Source organism: Desulfonatronum parangueonense (genome assembly GCF_054656975.1).
Genome location: NZ_BAAHXH010000003.1, coordinates 1,781,636 through 1,795,275, shown reverse-complemented (window position 1 = coordinate 1,795,275; position 13,640 = coordinate 1,781,636). Strand labels below are relative to the sequence as shown.

Sequence of the window (13,640 nt, the reverse complement as noted above, 5' to 3'; positions counted from 1 at the left end):
TTCAGATCCTTGGCGAAAGCGTCGATGGCTTCCCGCTTTCGGCATTTGGTGATGAAGTCTTCATAGCGTCGGTAGCGATGGTTTTGATGATCTTGTGGCTGACCGAATCGGGATCGTCGCCGATGGTGAAGGAGACGTATTTGCTCATTCGCCACCTGCCAACTGCTCCAGTAACCTGCGGCCCTTTTCCGTAAGCCGGTACTTCTGGAGGCGACTGGTGGGTTTGTCGGATATGGTTCGTTCGATCCAGGCGACGGTGAGCAGAGGCTCGAGATAGGCCTTTCGGAAGTGCTCCCGGTCCTTGATGCCAACGGTTTCCTGAAGCTCCTCGCGAGAGCGCGGAACTTCGACGATGGCGCCGAGTAGCGCCCTGACTTGCGGAGTGACTTGCTGGGTATCTTGCTGGGTATCTTGCTGGGTATCTTGCGGGGTGACTTGCGGGGTGACTTGGTCCCGGCCTGGTCCCGACTGAGTCCCTGACTCAGACTTTTTCCTCCGGATCGTCAACACAAAAAACCGCCATCAATCCGGATTTCCGGTTCAGCAAGGCCAGCCTTTTTACATCGCCGGATCATGTCGCGGATACCGGTTCCCATGCGTTCGATGCCCTCGTCCGGGATGAAGTTGTTTCGGCTGGAATCGCCCTTGTCCAAGACCTGGTTAGCTGTTTGCATTCGCGTTCTAATCCCTTGGAATCAAAGGTTAGCGGTGCCGCGGATCATGTCGATCTGACGATTCAAGATTTTCATCTGACGATTCCTGACGATTAGGACCGGCCAAATGTAACTGACAGGCCGAAATCGGGCGATTCAAGGCGAAAAATCGGGCGATTATCGGCCGATTATGGTTTGTCTGCTTGAGGGACATATCGGGTAGATCGGCCTTGGCCTTGTTTTTCGAGAAGATTGAGTTGACAAAGAATGGTCAGATCACGGAGGGCGGTATCCTTGACGACCTTGAACTGGTCTTGAATTTGCCGGTTGGTCACCGAACCTGTGGAGACCGCCAATTCGAGCACTGCGAGCTGCCGCTCGTTGAGTTCCTCCAGCACGGACTTAGGCAAGACTTCCGCGGGGGAGGCAGGCGCCTTGATCCGGCTGAGGTCATCGTCAGGACCCGGAAGGGTAAGGACGCCTGCGGGATACTTCTCGAAAAGCTTGGGAACCGTGTAGCGGAGCAGGAATGGGTCAGAGGTCAGCAGTATTCGTAGTTGCATGCGTTCCTCTTCCAGCTCCTTTTGAGCGGAGCTGATGAAGACGCGAAGCTTTAGGTTGGCTGCTGGATCCGTGCTCATTTATTCAATCCCCAGCTTCTCCAGAATCTCCCGCAAAGCCTTGTCGATCTCCTTTGCCTCGGCTTCGATGACCTTGAGTTCCGCGACGATTTCGGCGATGGGCCGGTAGGTTTCAGCATCCGAGGTGTGGATGTAGCGGCTGGGGGAGATGTTGTAGTCGTTCTTCTTCAGTTCGGCGTGATCCACGATGCGGCTGAGTTTTTCCTCTTCCTTCCACCCGATAAGGGTGTCGGCGATGCGCCGGATGCCCTCGTCCGGGATGAAGTTCTTGGGGTCGCCCTTCTCGAAGACCTGGCTGGCATTGACCAGCAGGACCTTGCCCCGGCGCTCCTTGGGCTTGGCCTTGTTCAGGAACAGGACGATGCCCGGGGCGGTGGTGTTGTAGAAGAGGTTTTCCGGCAGGTAGAGCACGCTCTCGATGAGGTCGTGGTCCACGAACCACTGGCGGACGGTCTTTTCCTTGTTGGCGCCGGCATTGCCCGATCCGCGAGAGGCGGCGCCGGTGTCCAGGACCACGGCGGCGCGGCCTTTTTAATTCAGGCTGGCGTGCATGTGCTGGACCCAGCCCCAGTCGGCGGAGGATTTGCCCCGGCCCCGGCGGGAAAGCGGTCCAGTTCATCATTGTCGTAGTCGGCTTCGGTGAACCAGTCCTGGTTCCACATGGGATTGGCCACGACGCGGTCGAAGGTGCGCAGTTTGCCCTGCTTGTTGCGGAATTTGGGGTTCTTGAAGGTGTCGCCGATCTCGATCTCGCCTTCCATGTCGTGGATGATCATGTTCATGTTGGCCATGGCTCAGGTGTCGGCGGTGTATTCCTGGCCGTAGAGCTTGAGTGGGGCGGCGGTGCGCTTCCTGCCTTTGGCCGCCTCCTCCATGGCGATTTCGCACTTGATGAGCAGACCGCCGGAACCGCAGGTGGGATCGTAGATCTCCATGCCGGGCTCCGGCTGAAGCACCTTGGACATGATGGCGCCGACTTCCGGCGGGGTGTAGAACTCGCCGGCGCTCTGGCCGCCGCCCTCGGCGAACTTGCGGATCAGGTATTCGTAGCTCTTGCCGATGATGTCGGCCTCCACGTCCTCGAGGCCGAGGCGTTTGGTGCTGATCGCTTCAATCAGGTTGGAGAGCCGGTCGTCGTCGATATCCCGCTGGCCGTGGGTGGTGGCGTTGAAGTCGACGCGGTCGATGATGCCCTGCAAGCGAGGATTTTCCTTGGCAATGGCCCGCATGTGGGTGGTGACGCCTTCGCCGATCTTGTCGGAGAGCTTGCGGATGACGGACCAGACCGACTCTTCCGGATCCGTCGGCAACAGGGGGAGATAGAAGCGCACCAGCTTGTGATCGGCCTTGACCAACTGGAAGGCCTTTTTGCGCGAACCGACCTCGGCCGCGATCCGGTCGACCTCGTCATCAAAGACATCGCACAGCCGCTTGGTAAAGATCAGCGGCAGGATGAAATCCTTGTACTTCGGGGCATCCTTGGCGCCCCGAATGGAACAGGCCGCATCCCAGATCCAGGATTCCAGGGATTTTCCTTTGCCGTTATTGTTTGCCACCCCAATTCGATCCTTTGTTTCTATCAGTGATGTGATGACTCCGCCCCTCTATTAAGGGATACATCAATGGCGCAATATCCGCGACTGAGTCGGTTTCAAATACTCCGGCCACCCCTTTATTCCGAAAAGACAGAATCATGAAAGCAGATAACTTGTTGCGCAACGCGCATCAAGGACGATAAATTGCCAAATTTGGTAATTGCTCAAAAGGCCGGGCAAACTCTGAATTGTCTCTGCCCCTGGATTACCGCCCGCGCGGGAATGAGTGAAATGGCATGTTCCCCCAAGCTCGTCATGCCCGTGAATACGGGCATCCAGGTCATGCTTGCAACAAGTTTTTGAGAAGTTGTCGGGTTTGTATATTGGAAGTTCCGCTCGCGGGGGGAAATTCTCGTCTTGTTCTTGAGAGGCGCCCATCGAGACATAGACAATATCTATTGATAATTACTTCAAGAATTGAAAATAGCTATTTGATTTATCTGACTCATTCTGTGCAAAAGGCCTGGAACAACATAATGGCCAAATCCCGGTGCGCCCGTGGTGGATGGACATGGGTCAGGCCTCTATTTCAGTTGGAGATGGCCATGCATCATAAAGAGGCGGCAAAATGAGCGGTCGCTCCGACAACATCGCCGGGATCGACATCGGCTCCCGATCCATCGAACTGGTCGTTCTCGACGCCTCCGGGGCAATCACGCACCAGGCCAAAGTCCCCACCACCTTCGATCCCTTGCGGCAATGTCGCGCAATCCTCGGCGAAATGGAGGTGGAGCGGATCACGGCCACCGGTTACGGCCGCAAGCTGTTCGTGGAAAGCGGCATCGCGGGGTCGTGCGGGGCGATCACCGAGATCCAGGCATACGCCCTGGGCGCGGCGGGATTGTTTCCCGAGGCGCGCACAGTTCTGGACATCGGCGGCCAGGACACGAAGGTCATCTCCCTCGGGCCCGGAGGGCGGGTGTTGAAATTCGAGATGAACGACCGCTGCGCCGCGGGTACGGGTAAGTTTCTGGAAATCATGGCCACTTCGCTGCAGGTCCCCATCGAGGAGTTCGGCGACTTCGCCCTGCAAGCAACCAAACAGGTCCGGATCAGCAGCATGTGTACCGTGTTCGCCGAGTCCGAGGCCACGTCCCTGATGGGCCGGGGCGAGCGGCCGGAAAACATCGCCCTGGGCCTGCACCTGGCTGTCGTCGAGCGCACCATGGCCATGCTCAACCGGGTCGGCCTGGAGCATCCGCTGTGCTTTGCCGGAGGCGTGGCCCGCAACCCTTGCGTGGTCAAACTGCTGCAGGAGCGGATCGGAGAGCGGATCATCGTCCCGGAGCAACCGGACATGGTCGGGGCCCTGGGAGCGGCCATGCACGGCGGGTTGCGGCGAAATAGGTAAAAAAGGCGCAATGTTGCCATTGCGCCTCACATTGTATTATCGGACTGTTTCCTAGCAGGAGCATCCTCCGCCGCAGCCACCTCCACCACCGCCGACCTGCACCTCGGAGCTGACGGAAAAACCGTACGGCGTCATGTCCACCTTGATGGTTCCGGCCTTCTCGCTCAATTCCTTGTCCACGAGAAAGATATAGCCGCTGATTTCCTGGACCAAGTCCGTGTCCCGCTTCTCGTCCAGGGCCAAGGCAAGGCGTTCTCCCCCGCATCCCGCGGCCAGATGAACGCGAATCGGTGCCGCGGCCTTACCGACAAAGTGGTTGTCCAGTTGCTGCTTCACGGAAGGGGTGATTTCAATCATTTGGTTGTTCCTCTTGGGTTGAATGTTTGGCTTATGGGCTAATGTGTGAATGGATTATGAATGACCTGCAAATGAATGTCGCGTTGGGCGGTCCCCCGCGGTCATCCTGCTGAGTGGGCGCGATGCCGTGGGGGGCGGCAGCATGGTGAGCGTTCGTGAACCGTGTTTACATCGGGCGGCACGGGGCCTGCCCTTACAACAGCGCATTACGATGCCTATCCCTTCCTCAAGGTCGCATCGCACAAGTTGCTCCAGGAGCCGATTTTTTACTGGTAGCAACATGTTGCTTCAAGTAAGAACAAGGACACGAATAGTCAAATAGTATTCATCTATTGTGTCGTCGAAAAAGCATTCGTCTCTTCGATGGATTGAGACGATGCGGATAACCGCGTCGCCTCATCAGCTCCCACGGCCATGTCGGTCATGCATGATCTCCTGATTCTTGAAGCAAACGTACCTCTTCAGCAAAGATATCAAAAAGAATCGAGTAACTACTCAGCTCATCCGAGAAAAATCAGAGCTGGATACCGGCTTTCGCCGGTATGACTTAACTTGGAAAGGACGTGGTATGATACGTCATTCCGGCGAAAGCCGGAATCCAGCTCTGGCGAGTGACCACAGAGTACGTGCTGAGTAGTTACAGTAACCCTTGAATTAAGCCATGGTCTGGAACTGCTCAAAGAAGGGTTGGGCGATGAGCTTTCTGTGGAGGGTTACACCTGTATGGAGATTCGCTGAGCCCAGCTACTCAGACCATGCTCCAGCATGAAACCAGGTTCTCAATGCGTTACACCGCTTGCCGCACTGGGGTGCGGCGCTCCCAGGAATAATTCATTTGATTGTCGCAAGGTTGAGCAGTTCTATTGGCGTTGCTTAACTGTTTGAAGTTTTTCATATTTAACTATTCTTTTGGTAATCAATACAAGAAAAGTTCAGCGACTATCGAAAAAAACAATCGATAAGTTCGCCATGCATTCGTTTTTTTGATTAGACATCGAAACAGGAATTCCGGTAAGAGCATTGCAAAATCAGAACATGTGATCATTTTCACCTGAAATCAAAGGAGCAGGTCATGAGAACCAGGTACGGATTGTTGTTCGTTGCGGCGATTTTTTTGGCAATGTTCCTTGCGCACCCCGTTGGGGCCCAGAAAACATCCAGCGGCGAAGGCGTCACGATCTGGTTCGACACCGGCGGCGCCGTTGGCGGGCCGTACAATACCATTGTCCAGAACGGCGCCCAGGCCGCTGCCGATGATCTGGGCGTCACGTTGCGCCTGCTTTATTCCGACTGGAGTCCGGAAAAAATGATCTCCAACTTCAAGCAAGCCGTTGCCGCCAAGCCCGACGGCATCGTGGTCATGGGCCATCCCGGCGACGACGCCTTCGCGCCTTTCATCGACGAGGCGGTGGCCGAGGGGATCATTGTGACCAGCGTGGACACCAAGCTGCCCAGGATGGTTGAAGCTCACAAGACCAAGGGCTTCGGTTACGTCGGCACGGACAACTACGCCCAGGGCAAGGCCTTGGCCGAAGAGGCTCTGAAGCGGGCTCAGCTTGAACCCGGGGATCAGGTCTTCGTCTGGGGCCTGAAGCGTTTGCAGGAACGGGGGCGACGGGCCCAGGCCATTCTGGACGTCATGGAGGCCGCGGGCATGAAGGTCGACTACTTTGAAATATCCACGGAAGTGGACAAGGACACCTCCATGGGCGTGCCCCTGGTCACCGGCTATCTCTCCAGCAATCCGAACTGCAAAATGATGATCGTGGACCACGGCGCATTGACCTCCCAGATGGAAAACTTCCTGCGCGCCGCCGGCGTGGGACCGGGCGAGATCTTCGTGGCCGGCTTTTCCCTGTCCCCGGCCACGGCCTCGGCCATCGAGAACGGCTACGTCAGCCTCGTCTCCGAGGCCCAGCCCTACCTGATGGGCTATCTCGGAGTACTCCAGATCGTCCTGACCAAGAAATACGGCTTCACCGGTCTTGTCATCGACACCGGCGGCGGAATGATCGACGAGGACAACATCGCCCAGATCGCTCCTCTGGCGAAGAAGGGAGTGAGATGATCATTACCGTCCCTGCCGTCCCCAATGGAAAATCATTTACCGTCGCTCCGATTACTCAGCGATAATTTTGGATCAACACTCCACAGGCACCCGACCCGCTGCACCACATACGTGGCGTAACCACTTGATCTCTATATTTTACCCTTAAAACCCAAAATGGGAGGAAAATGTGAAACGAATCATAACGATAGCATTGATGACGTGCTGCATCTTCGGGTTGATTGTCACAGGAAGCATGCTTTCAGCCGCTGCCGCGGAACGGCCCCAAAAGTTGATCATGACGGCTATTCCGGATGACAGCGCGGAGAACATGCGCGAGTTTTTCGGGCTGATCGCCCGGCATATTGAAAACCAGGTCGGCATTCCCACTGAATATGTCCATGTGGCCAACTATGCCGCCACGGTGACTGCCCTTGCCACCGGCCAGGCGCACCTGGCCTGGTTCGGGGCGGTAACCACCGCGCAGGCCTACATGGTGATGGGCGACGAGCTGGAGGTGATCGCGGCCCGCGACATCGACAAGGAATTCATTAGCTACTTCATCGCCAATGCGGACGCCGGAATCCCTGCCGTAGCCAATCTGAAGGAGTTGGCGGAGTTGGCGCAAGGCAAAAACTGGACATTTACCTTTGGCAGCAAAAGCAGCACTTCCAGTCACATGATGCCGCGCAGTTTTTTTGTTGAGGAAACCGGAAAGAATCCGGAAGAGGTGTTTAGAACCGTCGCCTACAGCGGCAGCCACGACGTTGTCCTGCAAAAGGTGGCCAACGGGGAGTTTCATGTCGGCGCCCTGGGCCAGCCGCCGTATGACCGGGCCTCCGACGAACTGAAGCGCATGGCGCCCATCATCTACACCACGCCCAGGTTCACCAACTACAACTTCTCCACCCGCAAGGCTTTGGGGGCCGAACTCATAGGGGAAATCCACGCCGCACTGCTGTCCCTGCATGAATCCCCCGAGGGTAAAAAGGCTCTCAATTATTTGAAATCCGAACGATTCGTGGATGCGGACATGAGCGAGTGGATGGGCTACGTGGACTTGATCAAGTCCGGAGTGGACATCGGCGGCTGATGCAAACCTTTTATGCCGGGATGCTTGACGGGCATCCCGGCGCAGTTGCCTGCTGAACATCATGATGAACAATGCCTGATCAAATCTCCAGTCTCACCGGAATACCCGATTTTCGCCTAGAAAACGTGGGCATGACTTTCGGACATGCCGTTGTCTTACGGGACATCTCTCTTGATATCCACAAGGGAGAGCGTCTGGCTGTGATCGGCCCTTCCGGGGCCGGCAAGACCACGCTGTTCCGCCTGCTCAGCGCCGTTCTCAAGCCCACCCAGGGCCGGATCATCGCTCTCGGCCGGGATACGCGAGAGTTGCGGGGCAGATCCCTGCGCAATCTGCGCAGAGAGATTGGTATTCTTTACCAGACGGAAAACCTGATCCCTCATTTGCGCGTCGTCCATAACGTGCTGATGGGCAGACTCGGCCGATGGTCTCTGCCGCGCGCCTTGCTTTCGCTGATCTGGCCGCAGAACCTGCAACTGGCCAAGGAAGCCTTGGCCAGGGTCGAATTGCGGGACAAGCTTTGGGCCATGCCCGGAGAGCTGTCCGGAGGCCAACAGCAGCGCGTGGCCATGGCTCGCCTGCTGGTGCAGCAGCCCAGGGTGATGCTCGCGGATGAACCGGTCAGCCAACTGGACATCCGCCTGGGACAGGAGATCATCGAACTGTTGAACAAGATTGCCGCATCCCTCGGGAATACGCTTCTGGTCAACCTGCACACCCTTGAACTGCTCCATGGTCATTTCGAACGGGTCATCGCCCTGAAAGAAGGGCGCGTCTTCTGGACCGGGGTCCCTGAACAAATCTCCCGCGATCTGCTGCTCGAACTCTACGGAGCGGAATACCGCCAAATGCATCTGCACGAGCAGCAAAGCGAACCAGGTACCTGTCCCGGTACCGCAACCTGTCCATGAAACCGAGTTCCTTGGACCGGTATGCCGCAAAACGGCCCTGGAAGCATTGGGCGGGCATTGTCGTCATTCTGGTGCTGGTGGCCGGAGCATTCACGACAGCGGAGTGGGACTTCTCCTCGCTTGCGGACGCCGAGCAGCGCAGCCGGGCCTTTTCGCGAATGTTGGCCTGGATCAAGACTTTCGCCTCTCCGGATCTGAGTCCGGAGTTTCTGCGGCACAGCTGGGCTTTGACCCTGCAAACGCTCTCCGCGGCGGTGCTGGGCATCTCCCTGGCCGTCATCCTGGCCTCGCTGTTGGCCATCGGGTCCGCCCGAAGCGTGATGGTCGGGGAAGAAAAAGCTCGCGGATGGCTTCGACACTTCCCCTTTCGCAGTCCGGCGGCACTCATTTGTTCCCTGTGCCGTCTGATCCAGGACATTTTACGTGCCGTTCCGGACTTTGTCTGGGCGGTCATCCTGGTTGCGGTCATCGGACTCGGCCCCCTGACCGGAGCACTGGCCCTGGCCCTGAACATCACGGGCATTCTGGCCAAGGTCTACAGCGAGTTATGGGACAGCGTCGAGGAAAGTTCTTACGAGCAAGTTCGCATTCTCGGCGGAGGGCGTCTCGCCACCCTCTTTTACGGCATCGGCCCTCTGGCTGCGCGCAGCGTGCAAAGTTTCACCCTGATGCGCGCCGAATGCGCCATCCGAAACGCCGCGGTCATCGGAGCGGTCGGTGGGGGAGGGCTCGGGGCCGACATCTGGTACCAGATCCAGTTCGGCGCCTGGTCCAAGGTCACGACACTGCTCTTGTTCACCCTGGCACTGACCTTGACGGCCGATCTGGCCAGCAACTTCATTCGGCGTCAGCTGCGGTGCGACCCAAATCACCCGCGCACGGTGCGTTCCAGATCCACGTTTGCGCAAGTATCCCGCGCCTATGTCGGCGTGGGTTTTGCCTTTATCGTGTGCTGCTGGTCGGTCTGGTTCATGGGCTGGGGCGACAATGCTCCTCCGGGCCAGCAAAGTCGCAATTATCTGGAACCGGCTTTCAAGCTTGTGACTGCCGAGTCATGGCAAAACCTGAAATTTTTCGAGCGAATGCTCAATCCGGAATTCAACCTGGAAGCTGTCGGCATTGGAGACCCGGAAAAGGTCCGCGCCCTGCAAGCAGAAGGAAAGACGGTGCAACTGTTCGCGGAATACGGGCCGGGCGAATTCTGGAAGCCTTCGGCGTGGGTGGCCTGGGAACTGGAATTGCGCAAATGGTTTGTCTGGCGGGTGATCAAATCGTCCACGGTCCCCCTGGCCATGGCAATTGTCGGGACATTGCTCGGAGTGCTTGCGGCCATGGTTCTGACTTACCCCCATTCCCTCGCCTTCATGGTTGAATCGTCCCATTTTTCCGGTGAATCCCCGCCGTGGTGGGTTCGCGTCCAGCGAGTGTTGCTGTTGATCGCAGCCAAAGGCACGGGACTGATTTCGCGCGGAGTACCCGACGTGATGTGGGCCTTTCTCTTCATCGCCTTTTTTGGCCCAGGGCTCGTGGCCGGAACCATTGCCATAGCGATTCACAGCATGGGGGTCCTGGTGCGGGTTTTCAGCGAATCCGTGGACAACATCCCATACAGGCGATTTGAACAGTCCTTTATCGGATCCCGTTTGAATTGTTTTGCCTATACCGCGGGGGCCATGTCCTGGCGAGACTGGATGACCTACAGCTTCTTCCAGTTTGAAAGCAATGTCCGCACGGCAGTGGTTTTCGGGATCGTGGGCGTCGGGGGGCTGGGCTTTTTCTTTACGTTCAATTTCGAGTGGTTCCGCTTCGAACTTGCGGGCACCTATCTGCTGATGATCATCGCCCTGACCATCATCATCGACCGCATCTCACGGATGATGAATCTTTCCAGGATCAGTTGTTGAAAGATTTTAGTTTTATCGGAAAGTCATTGTGATCAAGGTAACAAATCTGGTTGGCGTGTTCCTGACAATCCGAGTCATGTTCGTCAACGTTTACGCAAAGAAAAGATCCGGAGAAGATCCATGACATCCGCTGTCAGCATGACCAACATCTTCAAGTCCTACGGCGAGGTCAAAGCGCTGGACGACGTGAGCTTTGACCTTGGTTCCAACGAGGTGGTCGGCCTCCTGGGGGACAACGGCGCTGGCAAGTCCACCCTGATCAAGATCCTGGCCGGCGTGACACGGGCGGATGCCGGGACCATGAACATAAACGGACTGGCAATCGACCCTCGCGAGCATACCGTGGCCAGGGCGCGCAGGCTGGGCATCGAGACGGTCTTTCAGGACAAGTCCCTGGGCGAGAAACAGCCGCTGTGGAGCAATTTCTTCGCGGGCAGGCACCTGACCAACCGTTGGGGGTTCATTGACGTGGCCGCGGAGATGCGCGTGACCCGGGAAATTTTGGGGAACATTCTCGGACTGCAGGGGAGCAATCTCCAGCCGGAGACCATTGCCGGGACCCTTTCCGGCGGGGAGCGGCAAGGCGTGGCCATCGGCCGGGCCATGCACTTCAACTCGCGCATCGTCGTGCTGGACGAGCCGACCACGGCTTTGTCCCTGCGCGAGGTGGACAACGTCCTGGCTTTTGTCAGGCGCATCAAGCGGGACGGAAAAGCCTGCATCTACATATCGCACAACATCAGCCACGTGCATGCCGTGGCGGACCGGTTCGTGATCGTGGACAAGGGCCGGATCGCCCTGGATATTCCCAAGGACGGGACAAGCCTGGAAGAGTTGATCGGAATCATGGTCGAAATAGCCGGGGGAGGGGACCAAGCCCGTGCAGGTACCCATCCATGAGGATCGGCAACGTCAACTGCACCATATTCCTGATCCTGGGCATGGTCCTGGGCGTCTTCATCCTGCTCAGCCCGCAGACCTTTCTTTCCCCCCGCATCTATCTCTCCTACATGTCCATCATTCCCTTTCCGGCCATCGTGGCCCTGGGGGCGACCTTCGTGGTCATCAGCGGGGAAATCGACCTGAGCTTTCCCTCCACCATGGCCCTGTCCGGATTCGTTTTTTCACTGATATTCGCAAGCGGGGGGCATCCCTTGCTGGGCCTGCTGGCCGCGCTGACCGTCGGCACCCTGATCGGGCTGATCAACGGCCTGATCGTGGTCAAGATCGGGGTGCCCTCGATCATCGCCACCATCGGCACCCAGTTCTTCTGGAGCGGCTTCACCATGGTCGTCAGTTCCGGCCTGGCCATCAATATCGTGGCCATCCGGGACACCTTTACCCATACCTTGTTCGTGGGGCGCCTGTTCTGGGGCATTCCGGCGCAGACCTTCTGGTGTCTGGGATTGGCGGCCCTGTTGTGGCTGATTCTGAACCGCCATGTCTTCGGCGCGAACGTCAAGTTCACCGGAGACAACGTCCAGACGGCCCGGGCCATGGGCATCGACGTTGGACGGACGAAGATCGGGGCGTTCATGCTCCTGGGGGCCTTGACCGCCCTGAGCGGATCCATGGTCTGCATGGAAATGGCCAACTGGTGGCCCACCCAGGGCGAAGGCTATCTGCTGCCGGTCTTCGCCGCGGTGTTTGTCGGCGGGACTTCCGTGTTCGGCGGTACGGGGACCATCGTGGGGACGCTCGTCGGGGCGATGATCATCGGGATGCTCGAGGCGGGCATCATCAGCGCGGGCTTTTCCGGGTTCTGGACCCGAATGGCCTACGGGGTGATCGTCGTGGGCTCGGTTTCCATCTATGCCTGGATGGATCGGAGCCGGGCGAAAATGCAGCCGTAACCTTCAGCCAAGGAAATGTTCCCATGACAACGCCAAAACCCCAGTGCTTCCCCAGGTTCGAGAACTGGGCGGAAAAAAGCCTGCTGGATCTGGACACGGCCCGCCGGGAAGGCGTGAAAATCGCCGGTGCATTCTGTACGTATGCGCCCCTGGAGCTGGTCCGGGCCGCCGGGGCCGTGCCCGTTTCCCTTTGCGGGAAGAAGCAGGATCCCATCCCCGCGGCGGAAAAGCACCTGCCGGCCAACCTCTGCCCCCTGATCAAATCCAGCTACGGCTATGCGATCACGGATGCCTGCCCGTTCTTCGCGGCCAGCGACTTCATCCTCGGGGAGACCACCTGTGACGGCAAGAAGAAGATGTTCGAGCTGCTCCAGGAGATCAAGCCGCTGCATCTGCTTCACCTGCCGTATCTGCAGGACGACGAAACAGCTCTGGCCTTCTGGATGGACCAGATTCGACGCATGCAAGGCTTTCTTGAACAGACCACCGGGCAGCGTGTCACCCGGGACCGGCTCCAGAAGGAAATCAGCGTCGCCAACAGGGTTCGACGGCTCCTGGCGGGCATCGCGTTCATGGCAAGCAACCACCCCATTCCGCTTTCCGGCCTGGATGCCATGCGCGTCTTCGAGAGTTCCTCGTTTGTCGTAGATCTGCCCGAATACGCCGAACTCCTGGAGACCCTGGCCCTGGAACTGACCGAGATGAAAGCCTTGGGAGTATCCGTCTGCACGGCAAACGCGCCGCGCATCCTGCTCACCGGGTGCCCGGTGGGCAAAGGCTCGGACAAGGTCCTGAAGCTGATCGAGGACAGCGGGGCCGTGGTGGTCTGCCTGGAGAACTGCACCGGATTCAAGAACTTCGATCTCCTGGTGGAGGAGACCGGCGACCCCTTCGAGGCCCTGGCCCGCCGCTACCTGCGCATCCCCTGCTCCTGCATGACTCCCAACCAGGGCCGTTTCGAACTGATCTCCAGGCTGACCAGGGCCTACAAGGTCCAGGGCATCGTCGACCAGACCTGGCAATGCTGCCACACCTACAATGTCGAGGCCCACGGAATAAAGAGCCTGGCGGAACATACCCTGAACATTCCGTTCCTGCACATCGAAACCGATTATTCGGAGTCGGACACGGAACAACTCAGAACGCGCATCGAGGCGTTTTTGGAAGTCGTGACCATGAATTGATGGATCACGCAGTTTACTTCCGACACTCGCTCTGAACCGCCGCAACGTCTC

Annotated in this window: 13 protein-coding genes and 2 pseudogenes; 8 read left to right on the top strand and 7 right to left on the bottom strand. The window is 57.9% G+C overall.

The annotated features are described in order from the left end of the window. Window position 1: 1 nt before the first annotated feature. The 6 genes and pseudogenes from ACYQ15_RS08285 to ACYQ15_RS08260 all read right to left on the bottom strand — a co-directional run bounded on the left by ACYQ15_RS08285 (window position 2) and on the right by ACYQ15_RS08260 (window position 2,850). Window positions 2-148: a hypothetical protein gene (locus ACYQ15_RS08285; RefSeq protein ID WP_459937049.1), complete on the bottom strand. Its 147-nt coding sequence runs from the start codon at window positions 146-148 to the stop codon at window positions 2-4. Beyond that, on the bottom strand, window positions 145-510 hold the full coding sequence (locus ACYQ15_RS08280; RefSeq protein WP_459937048.1) for a Fic family protein: 366 nt from the start codon (window positions 508-510) through the stop codon (window positions 145-147). Before ACYQ15_RS08280 ends, ACYQ15_RS08285 begins: the two co-directional genes overlap by 4 nt. After that, window positions 504-674, bottom strand: a complete 171-nt coding sequence (locus ACYQ15_RS08275) for a hypothetical protein (RefSeq protein WP_459937047.1) — start codon at window positions 672-674, stop codon at window positions 504-506. Before ACYQ15_RS08275 ends, ACYQ15_RS08280 begins: the two co-directional genes overlap by 7 nt. Window positions 675-841: 167 nt before the next feature. Continuing rightward, on the bottom strand, window positions 842-1,294 hold the full coding sequence (locus tag ACYQ15_RS08270; RefSeq protein ID WP_459937046.1) for a hypothetical protein: 453 nt from the start codon (window positions 1,292-1,294) through the stop codon (window positions 842-844). Then, window positions 1,295-1,813: pseudogene (locus ACYQ15_RS08265) on the bottom strand (N-6 DNA methylase); the annotation flags it as partial. Window positions 1,814-1,830: 17 nt separating this feature from the next. Beyond that, window positions 1,831-2,850: pseudogene (locus tag ACYQ15_RS08260) on the bottom strand (type I restriction-modification system subunit M). A 607-nt stretch (window positions 2,851-3,457) separates the two neighbouring features. On the opposite strand from ACYQ15_RS08260, the gene ACYQ15_RS08255 reads away from it, so the two are divergent. Continuing rightward, window positions 3,458-4,240, top strand: coding sequence for an acyl-CoA dehydratase activase (locus tag ACYQ15_RS08255; RefSeq protein ID WP_459937045.1), 783 nt, complete (start codon window positions 3,458-3,460; stop codon window positions 4,238-4,240). Window positions 4,241-4,291: 51 nt separating this feature from the next. Here the strand turns inward: ACYQ15_RS08255 and ACYQ15_RS08250 are convergent, their stop codons facing one another. Next, window positions 4,292-4,597 (bottom strand): IscA/HesB family protein, encoded by a 306-nt coding sequence (locus ACYQ15_RS08250; protein WP_459937044.1) that lies wholly within the window; start codon window positions 4,595-4,597, stop codon window positions 4,292-4,294. Window positions 4,598-5,669: 1,072 nt separating this feature from the next. Between ACYQ15_RS08250 and ACYQ15_RS08245 the strand changes: the two genes are divergently transcribed. From ACYQ15_RS08245 to ACYQ15_RS08215, 7 genes are all read left to right on the top strand, one after another. Continuing rightward, window positions 5,670-6,665: a sugar ABC transporter substrate-binding protein gene (locus tag ACYQ15_RS08245; RefSeq protein ID WP_459937043.1), complete on the top strand. Its 996-nt coding sequence runs from the start codon at window positions 5,670-5,672 to the stop codon at window positions 6,663-6,665. Window positions 6,666-6,834: 169 nt separating this feature from the next. Next, on the top strand, window positions 6,835-7,737 hold the full coding sequence (gene phnD, locus ACYQ15_RS08240) for a phosphate/phosphite/phosphonate ABC transporter substrate-binding protein (protein ID WP_459937042.1): 903 nt from the start codon (window positions 6,835-6,837) through the stop codon (window positions 7,735-7,737). 71 nt (window positions 7,738-7,808) lie between these two features. After that, the gene (locus tag ACYQ15_RS08235) at window positions 7,809-8,648 is read left to right on the top strand and encodes a phosphonate ABC transporter ATP-binding protein (RefSeq protein WP_459937041.1); all 840 of its coding nucleotides are present in this window, start codon (window positions 7,809-7,811) and stop codon (window positions 8,646-8,648) included. Next, complete coding sequence (locus ACYQ15_RS08230; protein WP_459937040.1) at window positions 8,645-10,552, top strand: PhnE/PtxC family ABC transporter permease; 1,908 nt, start codon at window positions 8,645-8,647, stop codon at window positions 10,550-10,552. Before ACYQ15_RS08235 ends, ACYQ15_RS08230 begins: the two co-directional genes overlap by 4 nt. Before the next feature lie 120 nt (window positions 10,553-10,672). Next, window positions 10,673-11,452, top strand: coding sequence for an ATP-binding cassette domain-containing protein (locus tag ACYQ15_RS08225; RefSeq protein ID WP_459937039.1), 780 nt, complete (start codon window positions 10,673-10,675; stop codon window positions 11,450-11,452). Continuing rightward, the gene (locus ACYQ15_RS08220; RefSeq protein WP_459937038.1) at window positions 11,449-12,405 is read left to right on the top strand and encodes an ABC transporter permease; all 957 of its coding nucleotides are present in this window, start codon (window positions 11,449-11,451) and stop codon (window positions 12,403-12,405) included. The genes ACYQ15_RS08225 and ACYQ15_RS08220 overlap by 4 nt, the downstream gene beginning before the upstream one ends. Before the next feature lie 23 nt (window positions 12,406-12,428). Next, window positions 12,429-13,589: a double-cubane-cluster-containing anaerobic reductase gene (locus ACYQ15_RS08215; RefSeq protein WP_459937037.1), complete on the top strand. Its 1,161-nt coding sequence runs from the start codon at window positions 12,429-12,431 to the stop codon at window positions 13,587-13,589. Window positions 13,590-13,640 lie beyond the last annotated feature (51 nt).

What these genes read in the sequence shown, in the direction of transcription:
- ACYQ15_RS08285 (WP_459937049.1), bottom strand. Translation starts at nt 148, where the DNA reads ATGAGCAAATACGTCTCCTTCACCATCGGCGACGATCCCGATTCGGTC.
- ACYQ15_RS08275 (WP_459937047.1), bottom strand. Translation starts at nt 674, where the DNA reads ATGCAAACAGCTAACCAGGTCTTGGACAAGGGCGATTCCAGCCGAAAC.
- ACYQ15_RS08270 (WP_459937046.1), bottom strand. Translation starts at nt 1,294, where the DNA reads ATGAGCACGGATCCAGCAGCCAACCTAAAGCTTCGCGTCTTCATCAGC.
- ACYQ15_RS08255 (WP_459937045.1), top strand. Translation starts at nt 3,458, where the DNA reads ATGAGCGGTCGCTCCGACAACATCGCCGGGATCGACATCGGCTCCCGA.
- ACYQ15_RS08250 (WP_459937044.1), bottom strand. Translation starts at nt 4,597, where the DNA reads ATGATTGAAATCACCCCTTCCGTGAAGCAGCAACTGGACAACCACTTT.
- ACYQ15_RS08245 (WP_459937043.1), top strand. Translation starts at nt 5,670, where the DNA reads ATGAGAACCAGGTACGGATTGTTGTTCGTTGCGGCGATTTTTTTGGCA.
- ACYQ15_RS08235 (WP_459937041.1), top strand. Translation starts at nt 7,809, where the DNA reads ATGCCTGATCAAATCTCCAGTCTCACCGGAATACCCGATTTTCGCCTA.
- ACYQ15_RS08230 (WP_459937040.1), top strand. Translation starts at nt 8,645, where the DNA reads ATGAAACCGAGTTCCTTGGACCGGTATGCCGCAAAACGGCCCTGGAAG.
- ACYQ15_RS08225 (WP_459937039.1), top strand. Translation starts at nt 10,673, where the DNA reads ATGACATCCGCTGTCAGCATGACCAACATCTTCAAGTCCTACGGCGAG.
- ACYQ15_RS08220 (WP_459937038.1), top strand. Translation starts at nt 11,449, where the DNA reads ATGAGGATCGGCAACGTCAACTGCACCATATTCCTGATCCTGGGCATG.
- ACYQ15_RS08215 (WP_459937037.1), top strand. Translation starts at nt 12,429, where the DNA reads ATGACAACGCCAAAACCCCAGTGCTTCCCCAGGTTCGAGAACTGGGCG.